This is a genomic window from Peptoanaerobacter stomatis, from assembly GCF_000238115.1.
Classification (GTDB): Bacteria; Bacillota; Clostridia; order Peptostreptococcales; family Filifactoraceae; genus Peptoanaerobacter; species Peptoanaerobacter stomatis.
The window spans coordinates 128,959-146,316 of sequence record NZ_JH414548.1 but is presented as its reverse complement, the minus strand read 5'-3'; the positions used below and the strand labels follow the sequence as shown (position 1 = coordinate 146,316).

Annotated in this window: 18 protein-coding genes; all 18 read left to right on the top strand. The window is 34.9% G+C overall.

Annotation, left to right across the window (positions count from 1 at the left end):
• Nucleotides 1-7: 7 nt before the first annotated feature.
• Nucleotides 8-886: a BRO-N domain-containing protein gene (locus HMPREF9629_RS03350; RefSeq protein ID WP_009524926.1), complete on the top strand. Its 879-nt coding sequence runs from the start codon at nucleotides 8-10 to the stop codon at nucleotides 884-886.
• A 97-nt stretch (nucleotides 887-983) separates the two neighbouring features.
• Nucleotides 984-1,973, top strand: a complete 990-nt coding sequence (locus HMPREF9629_RS03345) for a replication initiator protein A (protein ID WP_009524925.1) — start codon at nucleotides 984-986, stop codon at nucleotides 1,971-1,973.
• A 91-nt stretch (nucleotides 1,974-2,064) separates the two neighbouring features.
• The gene (locus HMPREF9629_RS03340; RefSeq protein ID WP_009524924.1) at nucleotides 2,065-2,919 is read left to right on the top strand and encodes an ATP-binding protein; all 855 of its coding nucleotides are present in this window, start codon (nucleotides 2,065-2,067) and stop codon (nucleotides 2,917-2,919) included.
• Nucleotides 2,920-2,923: 4 nt separating this feature from the next.
• On the top strand, nucleotides 2,924-3,409 hold the full coding sequence (locus HMPREF9629_RS03335; protein ID WP_009524923.1) for a PcfB family protein: 486 nt from the start codon (nucleotides 2,924-2,926) through the stop codon (nucleotides 3,407-3,409).
• Nucleotides 3,410-3,430: 21 nt separating this feature from the next.
• Entirely contained in the window at nucleotides 3,431-5,224 is a 1,794-nt protein-coding gene (locus HMPREF9629_RS03330; protein WP_207635492.1) for a VirD4-like conjugal transfer protein, CD1115 family, read from the top strand.
• A 255-nt stretch (nucleotides 5,225-5,479) separates the two neighbouring features.
• Entirely contained in the window at nucleotides 5,480-6,550 is a 1,071-nt protein-coding gene (locus tag HMPREF9629_RS03325; protein ID WP_040012580.1) for a DNA cytosine methyltransferase, read from the top strand.
• Between the two features lie 119 nt (nucleotides 6,551-6,669).
• On the top strand, nucleotides 6,670-7,014 hold the full coding sequence (locus HMPREF9629_RS03320; protein WP_009524918.1) for a single stranded DNA-binding domain-containing protein: 345 nt from the start codon (nucleotides 6,670-6,672) through the stop codon (nucleotides 7,012-7,014).
• A gap of 3 nt (nucleotides 7,015-7,017) precedes the next feature.
• On the top strand, nucleotides 7,018-7,233 hold the full coding sequence (locus HMPREF9629_RS03315) for a Maff2 family mobile element protein (RefSeq protein WP_009524917.1): 216 nt from the start codon (nucleotides 7,018-7,020) through the stop codon (nucleotides 7,231-7,233).
• Nucleotides 7,233-8,096, top strand: coding sequence for a VirB6/TrbL-like conjugal transfer protein, CD1112 family (locus HMPREF9629_RS03310; protein ID WP_009524916.1), 864 nt, complete (start codon nucleotides 7,233-7,235; stop codon nucleotides 8,094-8,096). Before HMPREF9629_RS03315 ends, HMPREF9629_RS03310 begins: the two co-directional genes overlap by 1 nt.
• A 70-nt stretch (nucleotides 8,097-8,166) precedes the next feature.
• Nucleotides 8,167-8,616 (top strand): hypothetical protein, encoded by a 450-nt coding sequence (locus tag HMPREF9629_RS03305; RefSeq protein ID WP_009524915.1) that lies wholly within the window; start codon nucleotides 8,167-8,169, stop codon nucleotides 8,614-8,616.
• A 3-nt stretch (nucleotides 8,617-8,619) separates the two neighbouring features.
• Nucleotides 8,620-9,030, top strand: a complete 411-nt coding sequence (locus tag HMPREF9629_RS03300) for a PrgI family protein (protein WP_009524914.1) — start codon at nucleotides 8,620-8,622, stop codon at nucleotides 9,028-9,030.
• The gene (locus tag HMPREF9629_RS03295) at nucleotides 8,990-11,467 is read left to right on the top strand and encodes a VirB4-like conjugal transfer ATPase, CD1110 family (protein ID WP_009524913.1); all 2,478 of its coding nucleotides are present in this window, start codon (nucleotides 8,990-8,992) and stop codon (nucleotides 11,465-11,467) included. Before HMPREF9629_RS03300 ends, HMPREF9629_RS03295 begins: the two co-directional genes overlap by 41 nt.
• A 2-nt stretch (nucleotides 11,468-11,469) precedes the next feature.
• Nucleotides 11,470-12,483, top strand: a complete 1,014-nt coding sequence (locus HMPREF9629_RS03290) for a DNA-methyltransferase (RefSeq protein WP_009524912.1) — start codon at nucleotides 11,470-11,472, stop codon at nucleotides 12,481-12,483.
• On the top strand, nucleotides 12,455-14,653 hold the full coding sequence (locus HMPREF9629_RS03285; protein ID WP_009524911.1) for a C40 family peptidase: 2,199 nt from the start codon (nucleotides 12,455-12,457) through the stop codon (nucleotides 14,651-14,653). The genes HMPREF9629_RS03290 and HMPREF9629_RS03285 overlap by 29 nt, the downstream gene beginning before the upstream one ends.
• 11 nt (nucleotides 14,654-14,664) lie before the next feature.
• Nucleotides 14,665-14,952 carry a hypothetical protein gene (locus HMPREF9629_RS03280; protein ID WP_009524910.1) on the top strand — a complete coding sequence of 96 codons (288 nt, stop codon included), beginning with the start codon at nucleotides 14,665-14,667 and terminating at the stop codon, nucleotides 14,950-14,952.
• Nucleotides 14,930-15,772, top strand: coding sequence for a CD1107 family mobile element protein (locus HMPREF9629_RS03275; protein ID WP_009524909.1), 843 nt, complete (start codon nucleotides 14,930-14,932; stop codon nucleotides 15,770-15,772). The genes HMPREF9629_RS03280 and HMPREF9629_RS03275 overlap by 23 nt, the downstream gene beginning before the upstream one ends.
• Before the next feature lie 91 nt (nucleotides 15,773-15,863).
• Nucleotides 15,864-16,457 carry a type IV toxin-antitoxin system AbiEi family antitoxin domain-containing protein gene (locus HMPREF9629_RS03270; protein ID WP_009524908.1) on the top strand — a complete coding sequence of 198 codons (594 nt, stop codon included), beginning with the start codon at nucleotides 15,864-15,866 and terminating at the stop codon, nucleotides 16,455-16,457.
• The gene (locus HMPREF9629_RS03265) at nucleotides 16,450-17,283 is read left to right on the top strand and encodes a nucleotidyl transferase AbiEii/AbiGii toxin family protein (protein ID WP_009524907.1); all 834 of its coding nucleotides are present in this window, start codon (nucleotides 16,450-16,452) and stop codon (nucleotides 17,281-17,283) included. Before HMPREF9629_RS03270 ends, HMPREF9629_RS03265 begins: the two co-directional genes overlap by 8 nt.
• Nucleotides 17,284-17,358 lie beyond the last annotated feature (75 nt).

The window sequence follows — 17,358 nt, the reverse complement described above, 5'->3', positions numbered from 1 at the left end:
TGTCATAATGGACGAAATAAAACTATATGAAAATAAAGAGATACGCTCCGTTTGGGACGAAGAAAAAGAAGAATGGTATTTTTCAGTAGTAGATGTAGTATCGGTACTGACAGAAAGTAAAGATCCACAAGTATACTGGAGAGTACTGAAAAAGAGATTAAAAGATGAAGGCAACGAAACCGTTACAAATTGTAACGCTTTGAAAATGAAAGCAGCAGATGGGAAAATGCGTCTAACTGATGTGGCGGATATGCAGGGAATTCTCCGTATTATCCAGTCCATTCCATCACCAAAGGCAGAACCTTTCAAATTATGGCTTGCGGAAGTAGGAAAAGAGCGAATTGATGAAATCATCGATCCGGAACTTACGATTGACAGAGCCTTAGAAACCTATTTGAAGAAAGGGTACAGTCGCGAATGGATTAACCAACGCCTTCAAGCAATCCAAGTGAGAAAAGAGCTAACCGATGCTTGGGATGATCATGGGATTGAAAAAGGAATTGAATATGCAATACTAACCGATGAAATTACAAAAGCATGGTCAGGCATGACAACAAGAGGATATAAAAATCTGAAAGGTTTGAAAAAAGAAAATCTAAGAGATAATATGACCACTCTTGAAATTGTTCTAAATATGCTTGCAGAAGCGACAACAACAGAGCTTACAAAAACCACCAACCCACAGGGTTTGGAAGAAAATAAGAAAGTTGCAAAAAGAGGAGGCAGTATAGCAGGAAACACAAGGAAAGAAATTGAGAAAGAAACCGGGAAACCTGTAATTACCTCAAAAAATGCAGTAGATTTATCAAGACTGATTGAAGATGTGGTCAAAGAACCTTTCAATAAAAAACAAGATAAAAAAGACGATACCGATAAGGAAAAATAGATAAAAATAAAAGATAAAGAATTCATTTATGAAGAGATAGCAAAGAAAAACAGCTATCTCTTTTTTGATGCTTAAAACATAGGAGGAGGTAGAGAGCATGGATATAAAATTTAACTACTATTACGGAAAAGAAGCGGAAAACTTCTCTTTTTTTCGTATTCCCAAGCTGTTATTTACAGATCCCATATTTACAAAACTGAGTAGTGATGCCAAAGTGCTATACGGGATTTTACTTGACCGAATGAACCTGTCCATGAAAAATAACTGGATTGATGAAGAAAACAAGGTATATATCATCTTTACCATAGAAGAGATTGCAGAAATTATGTGTTGTGCCACCCAGAAAGCGACAAAGATACTTCAGGAATTGGATGATAAAAAAGGGATAGGACTTATTGAAAAGAAAAGATTGGGACTTGGCAAACCCAACATACTCTATGTGAAGAACTTTATCATTCAGGAAACAAATGAGCAGGAAAATTCTGTGCAGGATAAAATCACCAATCAGGAATTATGGAAATCACAATTTAAGAATGATGAAAATCACAATTCAGGAAATGTGAATTTCACAAAACAAGAATTGTTAAAATCACAATGTAATAAGACTAATATAAATAAGACTGAATATAGTGATACTGAATATAATAACACCTCCCCCATATCCCCCTCAAAAGAAAATAAAAAAGAGGATATGGAAGTAGAGGAAATAACAAAAATACTCAAACAAAATATTAACTACACTTTTCTTGTGGAAGAACAATTAAAAGACAAAGAAAAAATTGACCTTATCGTAAACTTAATGGCAGAGGCAATTCAAAGTAAGACAGACATAAGAATCAATCAGAAGATGACAGCGTATGAAACCGTAAAAGAACAGTTTTTATCACTACAAAAAGAACATATCAGCTATGTTCTGCTTGTTCTTGATGAAAACAAGAGAAAAATTACAAACCTGAGAGCCTATTTGTTATCCCTGCTATATAATGCACCCATCAATATCTTAGGAATGACAACAGATGCAAAGTCAGGGAATACCGATTACAGCAAAGATAAAGAAATATGGCAACAGCTTTTTAATACCACATAGCAATTACACATAGCAGTCAAAGATAGTGAAAGAAGATAAGTTTAAGTTTTAAGAAAATGAAAACAGAGCAGATAGATTACGGAGGAATCATATGGGCAGTACAGAAAATATCTTCGGGAGAGTATTAGAACGTTTGGAAAAAGGTGTTTTGAACGAAAAAAACGGAGATTATGTGAATGAAAAAGACGGACTTGTCTATTGCGGACTATGCCATAGTCCCAAACAGCAACTTAAAGATATAGGTGGGAGTCTAAGAAAAATACCTAAAAATTGTATTTGCAGAGAAAAAGAATTGGAAAAAGAAAAACAGCATTGGAAAGAACTGGAGCGTCAAAGTATCCTATCCGATTTAAGAAAGCAGGCATTTGAAGATAAACTTTTACAAGACCAGACCTTTGAATCGGAAGATGGCAGTTTAGAGCATAGAAATATCGGAGAAAACTATGTGAAAAAATTTGAGGAAATGGAAAAAGAAAACATCGGTTTGCTTTTTACAGGTCCTGTAGGAACCGGAAAGACCTACTTGGCATCAGCAATAGCCAATGCTTTAATTGAAAAAGAAATCTCTGTCAAGATGACAAATTTTGCTGTTATCTTAAACGATATGATGAACCTTGAAATCAATAAAAATAAGTATGTTGAAAAGCTCAATAAACATAGGCTGCTTATCATTGATGATTTTGGAATGGAAAGAGATACTCCTTTTGCAACAGAGCATATTTTTAACATCATTGACAGCAGGTATAGAGCAAACAAACCGATAATTTTAACCACCAATCTTAGTGCAAAGCAGCTTACAAGTCCCGCTAATCTGAAAGAACAGAGAATTTATTCAAGGCTGCTTGAAATGGCAACACCCATTCTTTTTACAGGAGAAAACAGAAGAATAGCAAAGATGAAAGAAAAAGCACGAAAGGTGAGTACAATACTTATGGAAAGCAGGTGATATATTGATTAATGAAGAAGTTACAAGACAGGTAATTGCGGTAAAGAAAAAAGTCCTTCATTTAACGGCAAGAGAAGTTGTGAAGCTAATAAAAATGCTGCTTAACAAGGCGGAACAAGAGAAAAACGGTTTAAAAGATTTTATTGGTAAACAAAAGCCGACCACGGTAAAAGATTTAGTGAAAAAAGGCAAAGTGGAAACCTTAGAGTTAAATGATGTGGACTTAAAAAACCTAAAAAGAGAGCTGAATAAAAGCGGTGTGAAATTCAGTATCAAAAAAGATTTAACGACCGGAAATAAAATAGTGTTTTTTCAGGCAAAAGATGAAAAGGTAATGGAGCAGGCATTTAAGGAAGCAGTAGCAAAATTTGCAGGAAAGAATAAGAAAAGAGAATCGGTAATTAAGAAGTTAAATCATTTCAAAGAAAAAGTTAAAAATGCACCTATGAAAGATAAAATCAAAGAAAAACATAAGGAACAGAGTTTGTAGGAAGGAGTGGTAAAGACGAAAATCGTAAAAGAAATACTAAAAGATATAAAAAATATATTTCACATAAGAGATAAGAAAAAGTTTGTAATTAGGAACTTACCTTATCTCTTTTTCTTTTATCTGGCGAATATATTTTCAAGACATATAAACAGTTATGTAGGTGGTGATTATGTAGATAAGATGATAGTAGCTTTATCTGATATAGGAACACTGTCTTATCTGCCATCATTTCATACAGATGACTTACTTGCAGGTATTTGTTTTTCAGCGGTCATATGGTTTATCGTATATCAAAAAAAGAAAAATGCCAAGAAATTTCGCCAAGGGATAGAATACGGTTCAGCGAGGTGGGGAAGCTCGAAAGACATCGAGCCTTACGCAGATGAAAAATTTGAAAACAACATACTTTTAACCAACACGGAACGGCTTACGATGAACTCAAGACCTAAAAATCCAAAGTATGCAAGAAATAAAAATGTGCTTGTAGTCGGAGGATCAGGAAGCGGAAAGACACGGTTTTTCTTAAAACCCAATCTTATGCAAATGCACTCATCTTACGTTGTAACCGATCCGAAAGGCACCGTTCTTGTCGAATGCGGAAAGATGCTTGAGAAAAACGGATATGATATTAAGGTGCTAAACACCATCAATTTCAAAAAATCCATGCACTACAATCCCTTTGCATATTTAAGGAGTGAGAAAGACATATTAAAACTGGTACAGACGATTATGGCAAATACAAAGGGGGAAGGAGAAAAGGCTACGGAGGATTTTTGGAGTAAAGCGGAACGCCTGTATTATACGGCACTTATCGGATACCTTTACTATGAAGCACCGCAGGAAGAACAAAACTTTGAAAGTCTGCTTGCCTTTATTGATGCAAGTGAAGTCAGGGAAGAAGATGAAAATTTCAAAAATGCGGTAGACTATATCTTTGATGCACTGGAAAAAGAAAAGCCGAATCATTTTGCAGTCAAACAATATAAAAAGTATAAACTGGCTGCCGGAAAAACGGCGAAAAGTATATTGATTAGTTGTGGTGCAAGACTTGCAGCATTTGACATTGAAGAACTTAAAAACCTTATGGAATATGATGAAATGGGCTTGGATACCATAGGAGATAAAAAGACAGCCCTTTTTATTATCATATCAGACACTGATGATACCTTTAACTTTGTGGTAGCAATGATGTATACCCAGCTTTTTAATCTTTTATGTGATAAGGCAGATGATGTATATGGCGGTAGACTCCCTGTTCATGTGAGGTGCCTGCTTGATGAGTTCAGCAACATCGGGCAGATACCCAAGTTTGAAAAACTCATTGCCACCATTCGTTCCAGAGAAATATCGGCAAGCATTATCTTGCAAGCAAAATCACAACTAAAAGCCATATATAAAGACCATGCCGACACCATTCTGGGCAATTGTGATAGTGAGCTGTTTTTAGGAGGAAAGGAAGGAACAACAATAAAGGAACTTTCAGAAAACTTAGGGAAGGAAACCATAGACCTTTACAATACAAGTGAAACACGCTCCAATCAAAAATCTTTCGGACTAAACTATCAAAAACTTGGGAAGGAACTCATGAGCAGGGATGAACTGAAAGTAATGGACGGTGGAAAGTGCATCTTGGAAATAAGGGGAGCAAGACCTTTTTACTCCGATAAATTTGATATTACCAAGCATAAGAATTACAAACTGCTTTCCGATTACAATAAGAAAAATGCCTTTGATATAGAAAAATATCTAAAGAGAAAAGATAAAGTTAAGCTAAAAGAAAATATGCAAGTAACAGTGGTTGATATGGATGTATAAGAATTTAAGGCGACCTTTGTTCAAAATGAGCAGAAGTGCCTATCGAATTAAACTTTGTAAAGGAATATTAAAAAATGACTGAGCCTAAAAAATAGAAAGATGAATTGAAAAAATAAAGGAGAAATAATTCAATGAAAGAAAAAGGAAGAAGCCCGCCAACTTTTGTTCATAATGAACAGAAGTAAGACGGATAAAAATATGAAGTAAATATAGGAAATTATAAAAATAGAAAAGAGGTGATGTAAGGTAAAAGAAATAACACTTGGAAGCTTATTTGACGGAATCGGAGTATTTCCTTTAGCGGCAAGAAAAGTAGGGATAAAGACAGTATGGGCAAGCGAAATTGATAAAAATGCAATCTCTATATCAAAGAGGCATTTTCCTGATGTAGAGCATTTAGGGGACATCACAAAATTAAAGGCAAGAGATATAAAGCCGGTGGATATTATTACATTCGGCTCTCCTTGTCAAAATTTTTCAAAAGCAGGAGATTTAACAGGACTTAGTGGAGAAAAATCATCTCTTTTTTATCATGCAATAAGAATTATTAAAGAGATGAGGAGGTTTACAAATGGCAAGTATCCAACTTTCGCTATTTGGGAGAACGTCATGGGAGCTTTTGTATCAGGAAATAGGTTGGATTTTAGAGCCGTCCTCGAATCCTTCAGCAGCACCTGCCTTCCAATGCCTGAGTCTAAATGGGCAAATGCAGGAGTGGTGCGAGGGAGGGAATTTGAACTTTCTTGGAGAGTCTTGGATGCCCAATATTTCGGAGAGCCTAAGCTCCTTCAAAGAAGAAAGAGAATATTTATTGTCTGTGATTTTGGAGGATTCCGTTCCCACAAAATACTATATAAGCCCGAAAACCTGTTCAAAAATTCTAAGATTATCAGAAAACTCGAAGATAAGAATACCCGATCCAATCGAAGGTATTCTGATAAAGCAGGGAGGCAAATACCAAACGTCAGACCCTTTCAAGATAGAAAAATGCGAGGAGGAGCAAAAAGAAAAAATAAAACCCTTTTTAGAAACAGCTTCGGGAAGCCAAATGAACCTTTTCCAACCCTATTAGCATCCAATCCTACAATGTTTGCGTACTGGAAAAATGGAAAAGAAGAGGAGGGATTTATCAGGTATTTAACACCGGTAGAATGCGAAAGGCTGATGGGACTGCCGGATAACTACACAAAGTACGGAGCGGATGGGAATATCATACTTGACAGTGCAAGGTATAAGGCACTGGGAAATGCGATAGCACTGCCCTGTGTAGAGTATATTATGGCAGGAATAAAAGAAGAATTTCTAACCTCTGCTCAAAATGAATAGAAGTTGGAATGAACAAAGGATAAAATTGAATATGAAAAAATATAGACAAGACCATAACAAAGTAAAACGTTGTGGTCTTTTTTTTATGGAATCAAAAGAAATGAAAATGGAGGAAAGAGATGCAAAAAGAAATGCTGAATATTAACGGAAACCTGATAGGTGATGTAGAAATCAAAACCATTTTAGGAAAAGATGGGGAAGTTTCAGTTGCAAACTTTACACTTTTTAGAAAGATGGGAAAGACAGGAGAAAAAAAGAAAGAATATATCAACTGTAATGTCTACGGTGAAAAGACGCAGCTTGTGAAAGACTTTGAAAAAGGCGATTTTATCCATGTCTACGGATATTACAAAGAGGTTCAAAAAGCGGATAAGACATACAGGAATTTTATTGTAAAGCATGTCAACAAAATTGATAAAGAAATGGAAAATAAAAAAGAACAGGAAGAAAATGAGGAGGAATAAGTTATGGATTTTTTTGTACAGGCGGTAAATATATTAAAGATACTCGTTACGGCAATCGGAGCAGGACTTGGTGCATGGGGAATTGTTAATCTGCTTGAAGGATACGGCTCGGATAATCCCGGAGCCAAATCACAGGGTATAAAGCAGCTTATGAGCGGTGGAGGAATTGTTTTAATAGGGCTAAAACTCATTCCGCTACTTGCTAATGTCTTGAAATAATGTTTGATTTATTTGAAAAGATACATGAGTTTTTCAAGAATATTATGATTGATATTATTAAAGATAATCTTTCTGCAATGCTTGTAGATATTAACGACAAAGTAGGAACCGTTGCAGGAGAAGTGGGAAAGACCCCGAGTTCTTGGAACTCGGAGGTCTTTGCCTTCATCAAATCAATCAATACCAATGTTGTTTTGCCCATAGCAGCCATAATTCTAACCGCAATACTTTGTATAGAGTTAATTCAAGTTGTGCTTAGGAAAAATTCCATGCAAGACACGGATACCTTTGAATTTTTTAAATACATTATCAAAATGTGGATTGCCGTATGGCTTGTTTCTCACGCTTTTGAATTTTCTATGGCAGTCTTTGATGCCTCACAGGTCATGATAGGAAAGGCGGCAGGTGTTGTGGGAAGCAGTGCAAATATTACGCCGGGTAATTTTGATGCTATGGTCGATGCCCTAAAAACAAAGGAACTTGGAACACTCATCGGGATTGCACTGGAAACAGGATTGGTTAAATTTTCTTTAATGATTCTGTCAGTTTTAATCACTGTAATCCTATATGGAAGAATGATTGAAATATATGTCTATTGCTCCATTTGTGCAATACCGTTTGCTACAATGGGAAACAGGGACTGGTCAAGTATCGGAACAAACTATATTAAAAGTCTGTTTGCACTTGGGCTTCAGGGATTTTTCATCCTAATCTTTTTTGGAATCTATGCAGTTTTAGTAAAAACCGTAAACTTTACGGATATTCATGCAAGTATTTTACAAGTGCTTGCATATGGACTGATTCTTGGAGTTATGATGATGAAATCCGGAAGTATCGCAAAGGCAATCTTAAACAGCCATTAGAAAACTTTTGTTCATAATGAGCAGAAGTTGATGAAATAATCCAAGCAAAAAAATATACAAGGAGGCAGTTATGAAAAACATCAATAGGAAAACAAGAGTATTTTTGGGAGTTGCAACAGCAATCTCACTTGCTTCGGCAGTAGCAGGAATGATAAAAGTGAGAAGTAAATATAAAAAGCAGGATAGATTTTGCGAATTTGAAGAAAATGCTATAGAAACAGAAGATGATATCCGGTTTTGGGAAGAAGAGTATCTCAAAGAGGAAGAAAAGAGTGAAGAAGAAAAACAGCAGGAATTTAGAGAACTGTCGGTTACCGTACTGGATGCCCTTTTCAAAGAAGTCCTTTTCATTAGTGAAAAGGTAAAGAGTGTGGAGGAAGAAGTAAAAAAACAAAGCGAATATAAAGAACTATTAGAAGAATTGGAGAGAGGGAAAGATGAAATCATCTCACTTTGGGAGCATTTGGAAGCACTTTCAAATATGAGAGAAGAACATATCATAGAAAAAGATAGGGGATAAGCGATGGCATATGTAAAAGTACCAAAGGATTTGACGAAAGTAAAAACTAAGGTAGCCCTGAATATGACAAAAAGGCAGCTGATCGGTTTTAGCATAGCGGGGCTTATCGGTTTTCCTGTATATATGCTTTGTAAAAATTATCTGAGTACGGATATTTCTATGATTGTAATGAGTATAGTAGTCTTACCTGTTCTTTTTGCAACGCTTTATGAAAAGGACAATTTACCCTTTGAAAAACATTTAGAATATATATTGAAATTTCATAAAAGTAAAAAGATTAGGCTATACAAAGCAAAAAGTATTTATCATACCGAGAAAACAAAAAAGCAGGAGACAGGAAGTAAAAATAAGGCAAACGGAAGGAGGAAAAAAATTGAACAAAGACAAAAGAAAAAAACAGGAACAACGAATTAAAAAAGAAGAGTTGGAGCTTAGGAAAAATAAAAAAGAGTTATCCGAGCTTAAAAAATCAGGAAAGAAAAAAACAAAGTCTAAAACAAATGGGAAATCATCAAGGAAAAACGGGTGGTTTCCTTTTTTTATGAAAGAGGAGAAAAAGGAAACCGTACAAGATACCATTCCCTATAAGCGAATGTTAAAGGATGGGATTTGCCAGATTGAAAAGAATAAATTTAATAAAACCATTCGATTTTTGGATATCAACTATCGCTTAATGGAAGAAGCAGATCAAGAAAGTATCTTCTCGGAATTTTCTTCTTTTCTAAATTTCTTTAATTCTTCTGTGGAAGTGGAGTTCAGTTATATCAACAGTATCGGTGAAAATGAGGAAATAAGTAAACTAATTGACATTAAAGAAAATATAGATGATTTTAACGAAATTAGAAATGAATACAGACAAATGCTCTTAAACCAAAGCTCTAAAGGAAATAACGGACTGTCCAAGAGTATGTACCTTACCTTTACCATTGAAGCGGAGGACTTAAAGCAGGCAAAGAGCAGACTTGAGCGAATGGAAATGGATGTATTAAATAATTTTAAGCAGATGGGAGTAAAGGCTTATGTACTTGATGGTGAAGAACGCTTAAAGGTTATTCACGATATTTTAAATCCGAATGATAAACTTGTCTTTTCCTTTGAGGACTTGAAATACAGCGGACTTACGACGAAAGAATATATTGTACCTGCATCTTTTAACTTTTCCAAGCCGACCTACTTTAAAAGCGGAGAAGTCTTTGCTGAGGTGAATTTCTTACAGCTTTTGGCATCGGATATTAAAGATGAAATGTTATCGGAGTTTTTGGCATTGGAAGAAAATATGGTTGTTACCTTTCATATCAAAGCCATTGATCAGATGGAAGCGATTAAAAATGTAAAAAGAAAAATAACGGATTTAGACAAGATGAAGCTTGAGGAAAATAAGAAAGCCATACGTGCAGGCTATGATATCGACATCTTGCCGAGCGACCTTGTAACTTATGGGACAGAAGCAAAGAACCTGCTATCAGAACTACAAAATCATGATGAAAAGATGTTTTTGGTAACCATTCTTTTTATGAATATGAGTAAAAGTAAGGGAAAACTGGACAATACGGTATTTACCTTAAAATCTATTGCAAACAGACATAATTGCAGTTTGAAAAACCTAAATTACAGACAGGAACAGGGGCTTGTTGCAAGTTTGCCTCTTGGAATCAATGAAGTGGAAATAGAGCGTGGACTTACCACAAGTGCAGCCGCTATCTTTATACCATTTACAACGGAAGAACTCTTTATCAAGGGAGAGAGCTTATATTATGGTTTGAATGCCCTAAGCAGAAATATTATTATGGCAGACAGAAAGAAACTGAAAAACCCGAACGGTCTAATTTTAGGTACTCCGGGTTCCGGTAAATCTTTTGCAGCCAAAAGAGAAATCACCAATGCTTTCTTGATTACAGATGATGATATTATCATAGCAGATCCGGAAGCCGAGTACGCCCCACTTGTAGAAGCTCTAAAAGGTCAGGTTGTTAGAATTTCTCCGACAAGTAAAGACTATGTTAATCCGCTTGATATTAACATAGATTATGCTGATGAAGATAATCCGCTATCCTTAAAATCGGATTTTGTTCTTTCGCTTTTTGAATTGGTAGTTGGAGAAAAGAAATTAAGTGCAGAAGAAATCTCTGTCATAGACCGTTGCTTGCCGATTTTATACAAAGCCTATTTTGAAAATCCTGTGCCGGAGAATATGCCTATTTTAGAAGATTTATATAACCTTCTTCAAAAACAGGAAGAAACGGTAGGGAAAAAACTTGCAGTAGAAATGGAGATTTATGTAAAGGGAAGTTTAAATGTATTTAACCACAGAACGAATGTAGACACTAATAACAGAGTGGTTTGCTATGACATCAAGGAACTGGGAAAACAGCTTAAAAAAATCGGAATGTTAATTATACAAGATCAGGTTTGGAATAGAGTTACTGTCAACAGGGCAAGTAAAAAAACAACAAGATATTTTGTTGATGAATTTCATCTTTTGTTGAAAGAGCCGCAAACCGCCAATTATTCCATTGAAATTTGGAAGCGATTTAGAAAATGGGGAGGTATGCCGACTGGACTTACCCAAAACATAAAGGATCTGCTTGCAAGTCCGGAGATTGAAAATATCTTTGACAATACCGACTTTATTTTAATGCTTAATCAGGCAGGAACGGATCGAGATATTTTAGCTAAAAAACTGAATATCTCCAAACACCAGCTTTCCTATGTAACCAATAGCAATGAGGGAGAAGGACTTATCTTTTATGGAAATACGATTGTTCCTTTTATCGATCAGTTTCCGAAAAATACAAAGCTGTACTCCCTAATAACAACTAAACCTGAAGAAGTAAAAAAGGCAGGTGAATAGGGATGAGCGTGGACAGAAGTAAAGAGGCATTTCTAAAAGAAAATGAAAATAGAATTATTTGTGGGGATGCACTTGAAACATTAAAGAATTTTCCGGATGAAAGTATAAATTGCTCAATTACATCACCCCCGTATTATGGGCTTAGGGATTACCATAAAAAAGAGCAAATCGGAAGAGAAAAAACGGTAGAAGAATACCTCGACAGGCTAATAAATGTATTTAGAGAGGTAAGAAGAGTATTAAAAAAAGACGGCACTTGCTTTATTGTGATTGGGGACTCTTATGCAGGAACAAGCAGTAAGAAAGAACAAAGAGATCCTAAATATCCAAAGGGAAGAAACGGGCAAAATCCCTCGATTACACAAAAGGTGTTAGGATACAAGTCAAAGGATTTAATGGGAATACCTTGGAGATTGGCTTTTGCTTTAAGAGAGGACGGATGGTATCTTCGCTCGGATATTATCTGGCATAAGGAAAATGCCATGCCGGAGGCTTGCAAGGATAGACCTACTCGTTCTTATGAACATATCTTTTTACTTTCCAAATCGCCAAGATACTACTATGACTATGATTCTTTAGCAGAGCCGATGAAAGAAGTCAGTAAAAAAAGATATGTAAGAGGAAGAAGTAAGGAAAATAAGTATCTAAACGAAAATTCCGGAGCAAAGATACAAAAAATCAATGAAGCAAGAGGATATGGGCAGTACAAAGGAGATAATATCCCTCAGTTTCGCAACAAAAGGGATATTTGGACCATCAATACCACCTCTTTTAGGGGAAATCACTATGCAGCCTTTCCTCCAAAATTGGCTGAGATTTGTATGATTACAGGTTGCCCGAAAGGTGGGATAATCCTTGATCCTTTTATTGGAAGTGGAACAGTTGGACTTATAGCACTGCTTCATAATCGAAAGTATATCGGAATTGAATTAAATGAGGAATATGTAGACCTTGCAAGGAAAAGAATTGAAACGGAGGTGAAAAAACTTGGCAAAGAAAAGGAAGATACAGTATAGAAATAACAGGGCAAAATCATTAAATCAAGAAAAGCAGCCTTTGCAGGTTCAAACTCAGGATAATTATAAAGCAGAATATCTCAAAAATCAGAATGAAACTTTTCACTTATCCGATAAGGGAGATATAAAGCAAAATCAGTCTGTCTTTCAAGCCGAAAAACGTAGGAAAAAGATGCAAAAGCAGGTAGATAAATTTCATAAGCAAGAAAAAGAGGTTTATGATCCATTGTCTAAAGATATGGATAATGATGGAGTAATAGACAGGTATGATATGGATTTTAGGGATAGTAAAGTATCGTATCGAACTCTTGCAGATGATGAAAAGTACGATAATAGGAAAAATAATAAGGGAAAAAAATATGATGAATATGTAAAAAATCCAAAATCCAAGAATAAGAGATATAAAAATTATGCAAAAAATAGCTTTTTAAAAGAAAGTTCAAAATCAGAAAAGCAGAAGAACTATATTAGGAGTAATTTTGAGGATAAGGAGTTTACAAGAAGTAAGGATACGAAAAAGAATTCATTTCAGGATGGAAAGGATAAAAGAAAAACTACAAAAACGACGGATAAAAACATATCACAAAAAAAGGCAAGGAAATTTGAAAATCAGGAAAAGAAAATATCTAAGTTACGCCAAAAAAAGCAAAAACAAGAGCAGAAACTAAAAAATGAGGGACTTGACGGAAAAACGCAAGGTGCTAAAAGTGCAGTAATCACAAGCAGTATGCTAAATCAGTATTTGGAAAGCGGAAAAGAAGATAACGCCGGAGTAGACGCTGCGTATAAGGTTACAGGTCAAGTCGAAAATATTTCAAGGAAAGTTTATCATTCTGAAAAAAAGAAAAACTTAAAAAGACAAAAGAAGATAACTAAACTTGAAAAGAGCATTGAAAACCAAGAAAAGAAACTCTTTTTTCAAAAAAATATGGAAGAGATGAAAAAAAGTGCAGACTATCAAAACACCTCAAGGCTTAGACAATTTTTTAAAAGAAGGCAATATAAAATGCAGATTCAAAAGAAGTATAAAGACAGTGTGAAAAACAGAATCAAAAAATCCTTTATAGAGTTAAGTAAACGCTTTGGCGAATTTGTAAAAGCAAGAGGCAAAAAAACAGTATTCCTATTACTTATGATAGTAGGAATCTTTTTTATGCTCTTTCAGGCGGGAAGTCTGATGATGAATATGGGAACGGGGATGGTAGGAAATACAGTTTCAAGCACTTACTTATCATCAGAAGAGGTACTTAAAGAAACTAATCAAGAGTTTTCATCTTTAGAACAGGCTTTACAGGAGGAAATGGACAGTGTGGAGGAAAATCATCCGGGTTATGATGGATACATTGTAAAAGGCAAAGAGAAAATAGGTCATGATGTCCATGAACTCCTGTCATATATCACATCACGATATGGTGTTGTAAAAAATGTGTCTGAGATAGAAAGCGAACTTAAAAGTTTGTTTCAAAACATGTATACTTTAACCTATAAGGAAGAGATTGAAATCAGATATAGAACCGTTACAACAAGCTACACGGATGCTGACGGCAATGAACATACGGAAAGTCATGAAGAGCCGTATGAGTATAAGAAACTCATTGTAACCTTAGAAAAAAGAGAGATGGACGATATTATCAGAGAGATGTTTCAGTCTTATCCCGACAACTTATCTCATTATGAAATCTTACTTGCAAGCAAAGGAAATATGGAGCGAGTCTTTGGAACTGGAAGCGGAAATCTGTCGGAGATTGTAGATAATCCCGATTTTTCAAATCCCGGACTTGAATTTAATGAAGAAAGTGTAAAGAGAATTGTTCATGAGGCAGAAAAACATATTGGAAAGAGATATGTGTTCGGGGCAAACGGACCAAACAATTTTGACTGTTCTTCTTTTGTCTGCTGGGTGTATACCCGTTCGGGGATAAAAAACATGCCACGGACAACAGCTTGGGGGATATATAAAGATTACTGTAATCCGGTTCCACCAAATGAAGCAAAAGCAGGAGATATTATCTTTTTTAAAGGAACATACAATTCTGGATCACCAATTTCTCATGTCGGTATCTATGTAGGAAATGGATATATGATTCATGCCGGAAATCCAATCCAGTATACAAGAATAGATACACCTTATTGGAGAGAACATTTTTACGGCTTTGGTAGACCAAAATAGGAGGTGGAAATTTGAATAAGAGATACAGAAAAAATATAGAAAAGCAAAAAGATATTCAAGAAAAAATAGAAGAACTAAAGTTAAAACAAGAGATGTTAAAAGAGGAACAGGAAGAAATGGAAAATACCCATGTTCTAAAAGAGTATCGAAGTATTGATATTTCCATAGATGACTTTTTAGAGATGATGAGAAATTATAAAAAAGAGGGAAAACAGGAACAAAGGAATTTACAGGAAATGACAAATACAAAAAATCATAATAATATGGAGGAAAATAATGAAAATCAAATTGAAAAATAGGAGAACACAATTAAAAAGAGTATTTTGCATATGGATGCTGCTTTTTATCGCTATCATCCATACAAATGCGGTTTTTGCTCAGGTAAAAGAAAGTGAAGCGGAAAAACAAACAGAGCAAGAAACAAAGCAGGTACAGGAGAAAAAAGAAGAAAAAGTGCTGCGATTTCCAAACAAATTAGAAGCAAAAGAACCGTCAAAGAACAGCTGGGATAGTGCAAATAGTTCAAACAATACGGGAATTGCCACAGAGCCAAGCACTTCTAAGGCACAGCTCATAGAAAATGTAAACAATGCTAACGGGAACTATCCTATTCATCATGGAAATGCTGCCGGAGAGATAAAAGATAAATATTCTGCCGATGCCAGACAATTTATTACCTTTAAGACCAAATCCGGCAAAACATTTCATCTTATCATTAATCACGATGAAGAAGGACAAAATGTCATGCTCTTAACCGAGGTTAGTGAAGATGATCTGCTCAATATGGTTGAAGTAAAAGAAAAACCGAAAGAGGAAATTAAAAAGATTGAAGATACAGAGATTAAACCTGAAATAAAAAAAGAAGATCCGAAAATAGAAGAAAGCAAAGGCGGAGGCTCTTATATTTTCTTAGGAATCATCGTTCTTGCAGTAGTTGGAGCAGGATACTACTTTAAGATTTATAAGAAGAAGCAAGATGATGACACGGAAGATGAGGAAGAATATGACGAATTGGAAGATGAGTATGAAAGAGAGGATAGTGCAGAAGATATGGCAGAAAAAGAGCCGCAAAACATAGATGATATGGCAATAGATTCCTATGATGAAGATGAAGAATAAAGTTCTAAAGAAAGAAGCACAAAATTTTATGTTGTAAGTGTGCTTGCTAAATGATATAATATAAGCACAATTACAACAAGGGGCGAATGGTATGGATTATATAAAAAGGATAAAAGAAAAATTGAATAAAACGGGCGGAGTTATTACAAGTAAGGAACTTAAAAGCTCTGACATTCCTACAATATATCTCACACGAATGGTTGAAAAAGGTGAATTGATTCGTGCAGACAGAGGAATCTATATGGATTCAAACGGAGATTATGATGAGTATTATTTTTTCCATAGTAGGTGTAAAGTTGCCGTTTTTTCTTATGTATCCGCTCTTTATCTTCAGGGATTTACAGATATAATACCGGGAGAAATGGAAGTTACAGTATATAGTGGCTACAATCCACATCGCATAAGCCAAAATGTTAGGATTCACTATGTAACAAAAGGGATTTATGATTTGGGTATTACAAAGTGTCAAACAATGTTCGGAAATACAGTGAAAGTCTATGATTTGGAAAGAACTGTTTGCGACTTTATTAAAAACAGGCGAGAAATAGAAACGGAGCTATTTTCTAAAACTATTAACAGGTATGTCCGTTATGAAAACAAGGATTTGAATAAGCTGTATGAGTATTCCAAGAAGATGAAAATATTTGAAAAAGTAAAAGAAATTTTGGAGGTTGTTTATGAATAAAGCCAAGCTAAGAGCGATATGCCAGAAACTGTCAAAAGAAACCGGACTTAGTTCTAATGCGATACAAACACATTATTTTTTAGAAAGCATTTTAGAAAAGATAGCAGATAGTGATGAGAATGAAAACTTTATTTTTAAAGGTGGGTTTTTACTGGCTAATGTAATCGGGATTAGACAGAGAAGTACAGTAGATATTGATTTTTTGATAAGAAGATTTTCTCTTACCGAAGAAAATATAAAGCAAAGATTTGAAAAAATATTCCAAAGCGGAAAAGATATGGGTATTACTTATGAGATTCAGAAAATAGAAGAAATCCGCAAAGAAGATGAATATGGCGGATTTAGGATTACAGTTCTTTGCAGACTAGAAAATATTAGGCAAATTATTCCGCTTGATATAACAACAGGCGATCCTATTACACCAAGTGAAATATCCTATGAATATAAAAGTATTTTTGATGATAGCATTTTTGAGATTTGTGCATATAATATAGAAACAATCCTTGCCGAGAAGATTCAGACAGTATATCAAAGAGGGGTATTCAACAGCAGGAGTAAAGATTTTTACGATATTTACATTTTATATCATTTGAAAAAAGAAGAGATTGATTTTGAGCGGTTAGAGAAAGCGTGCCAAAATACATTTAAGCATAGGAGCACAATTTTTAATATTGACAGCATTCTTGAGGTATTAAATACTCTAAAAGCTGAGAAAGATCTTAAAATACGATGGAGCAGTTATCAAAAAAGATTTAGTTATGCAGGAGAAATAAGCTTTGATGATGTAATAGATACGATGATAGGATTGGTAAAAAACATAAAATAAATTTAATAAAAAGACGTGACTTCGGACTTAGAAAAATTATTGAAGCCTATGAGTCCTGCAAAAATTATAGAGAAG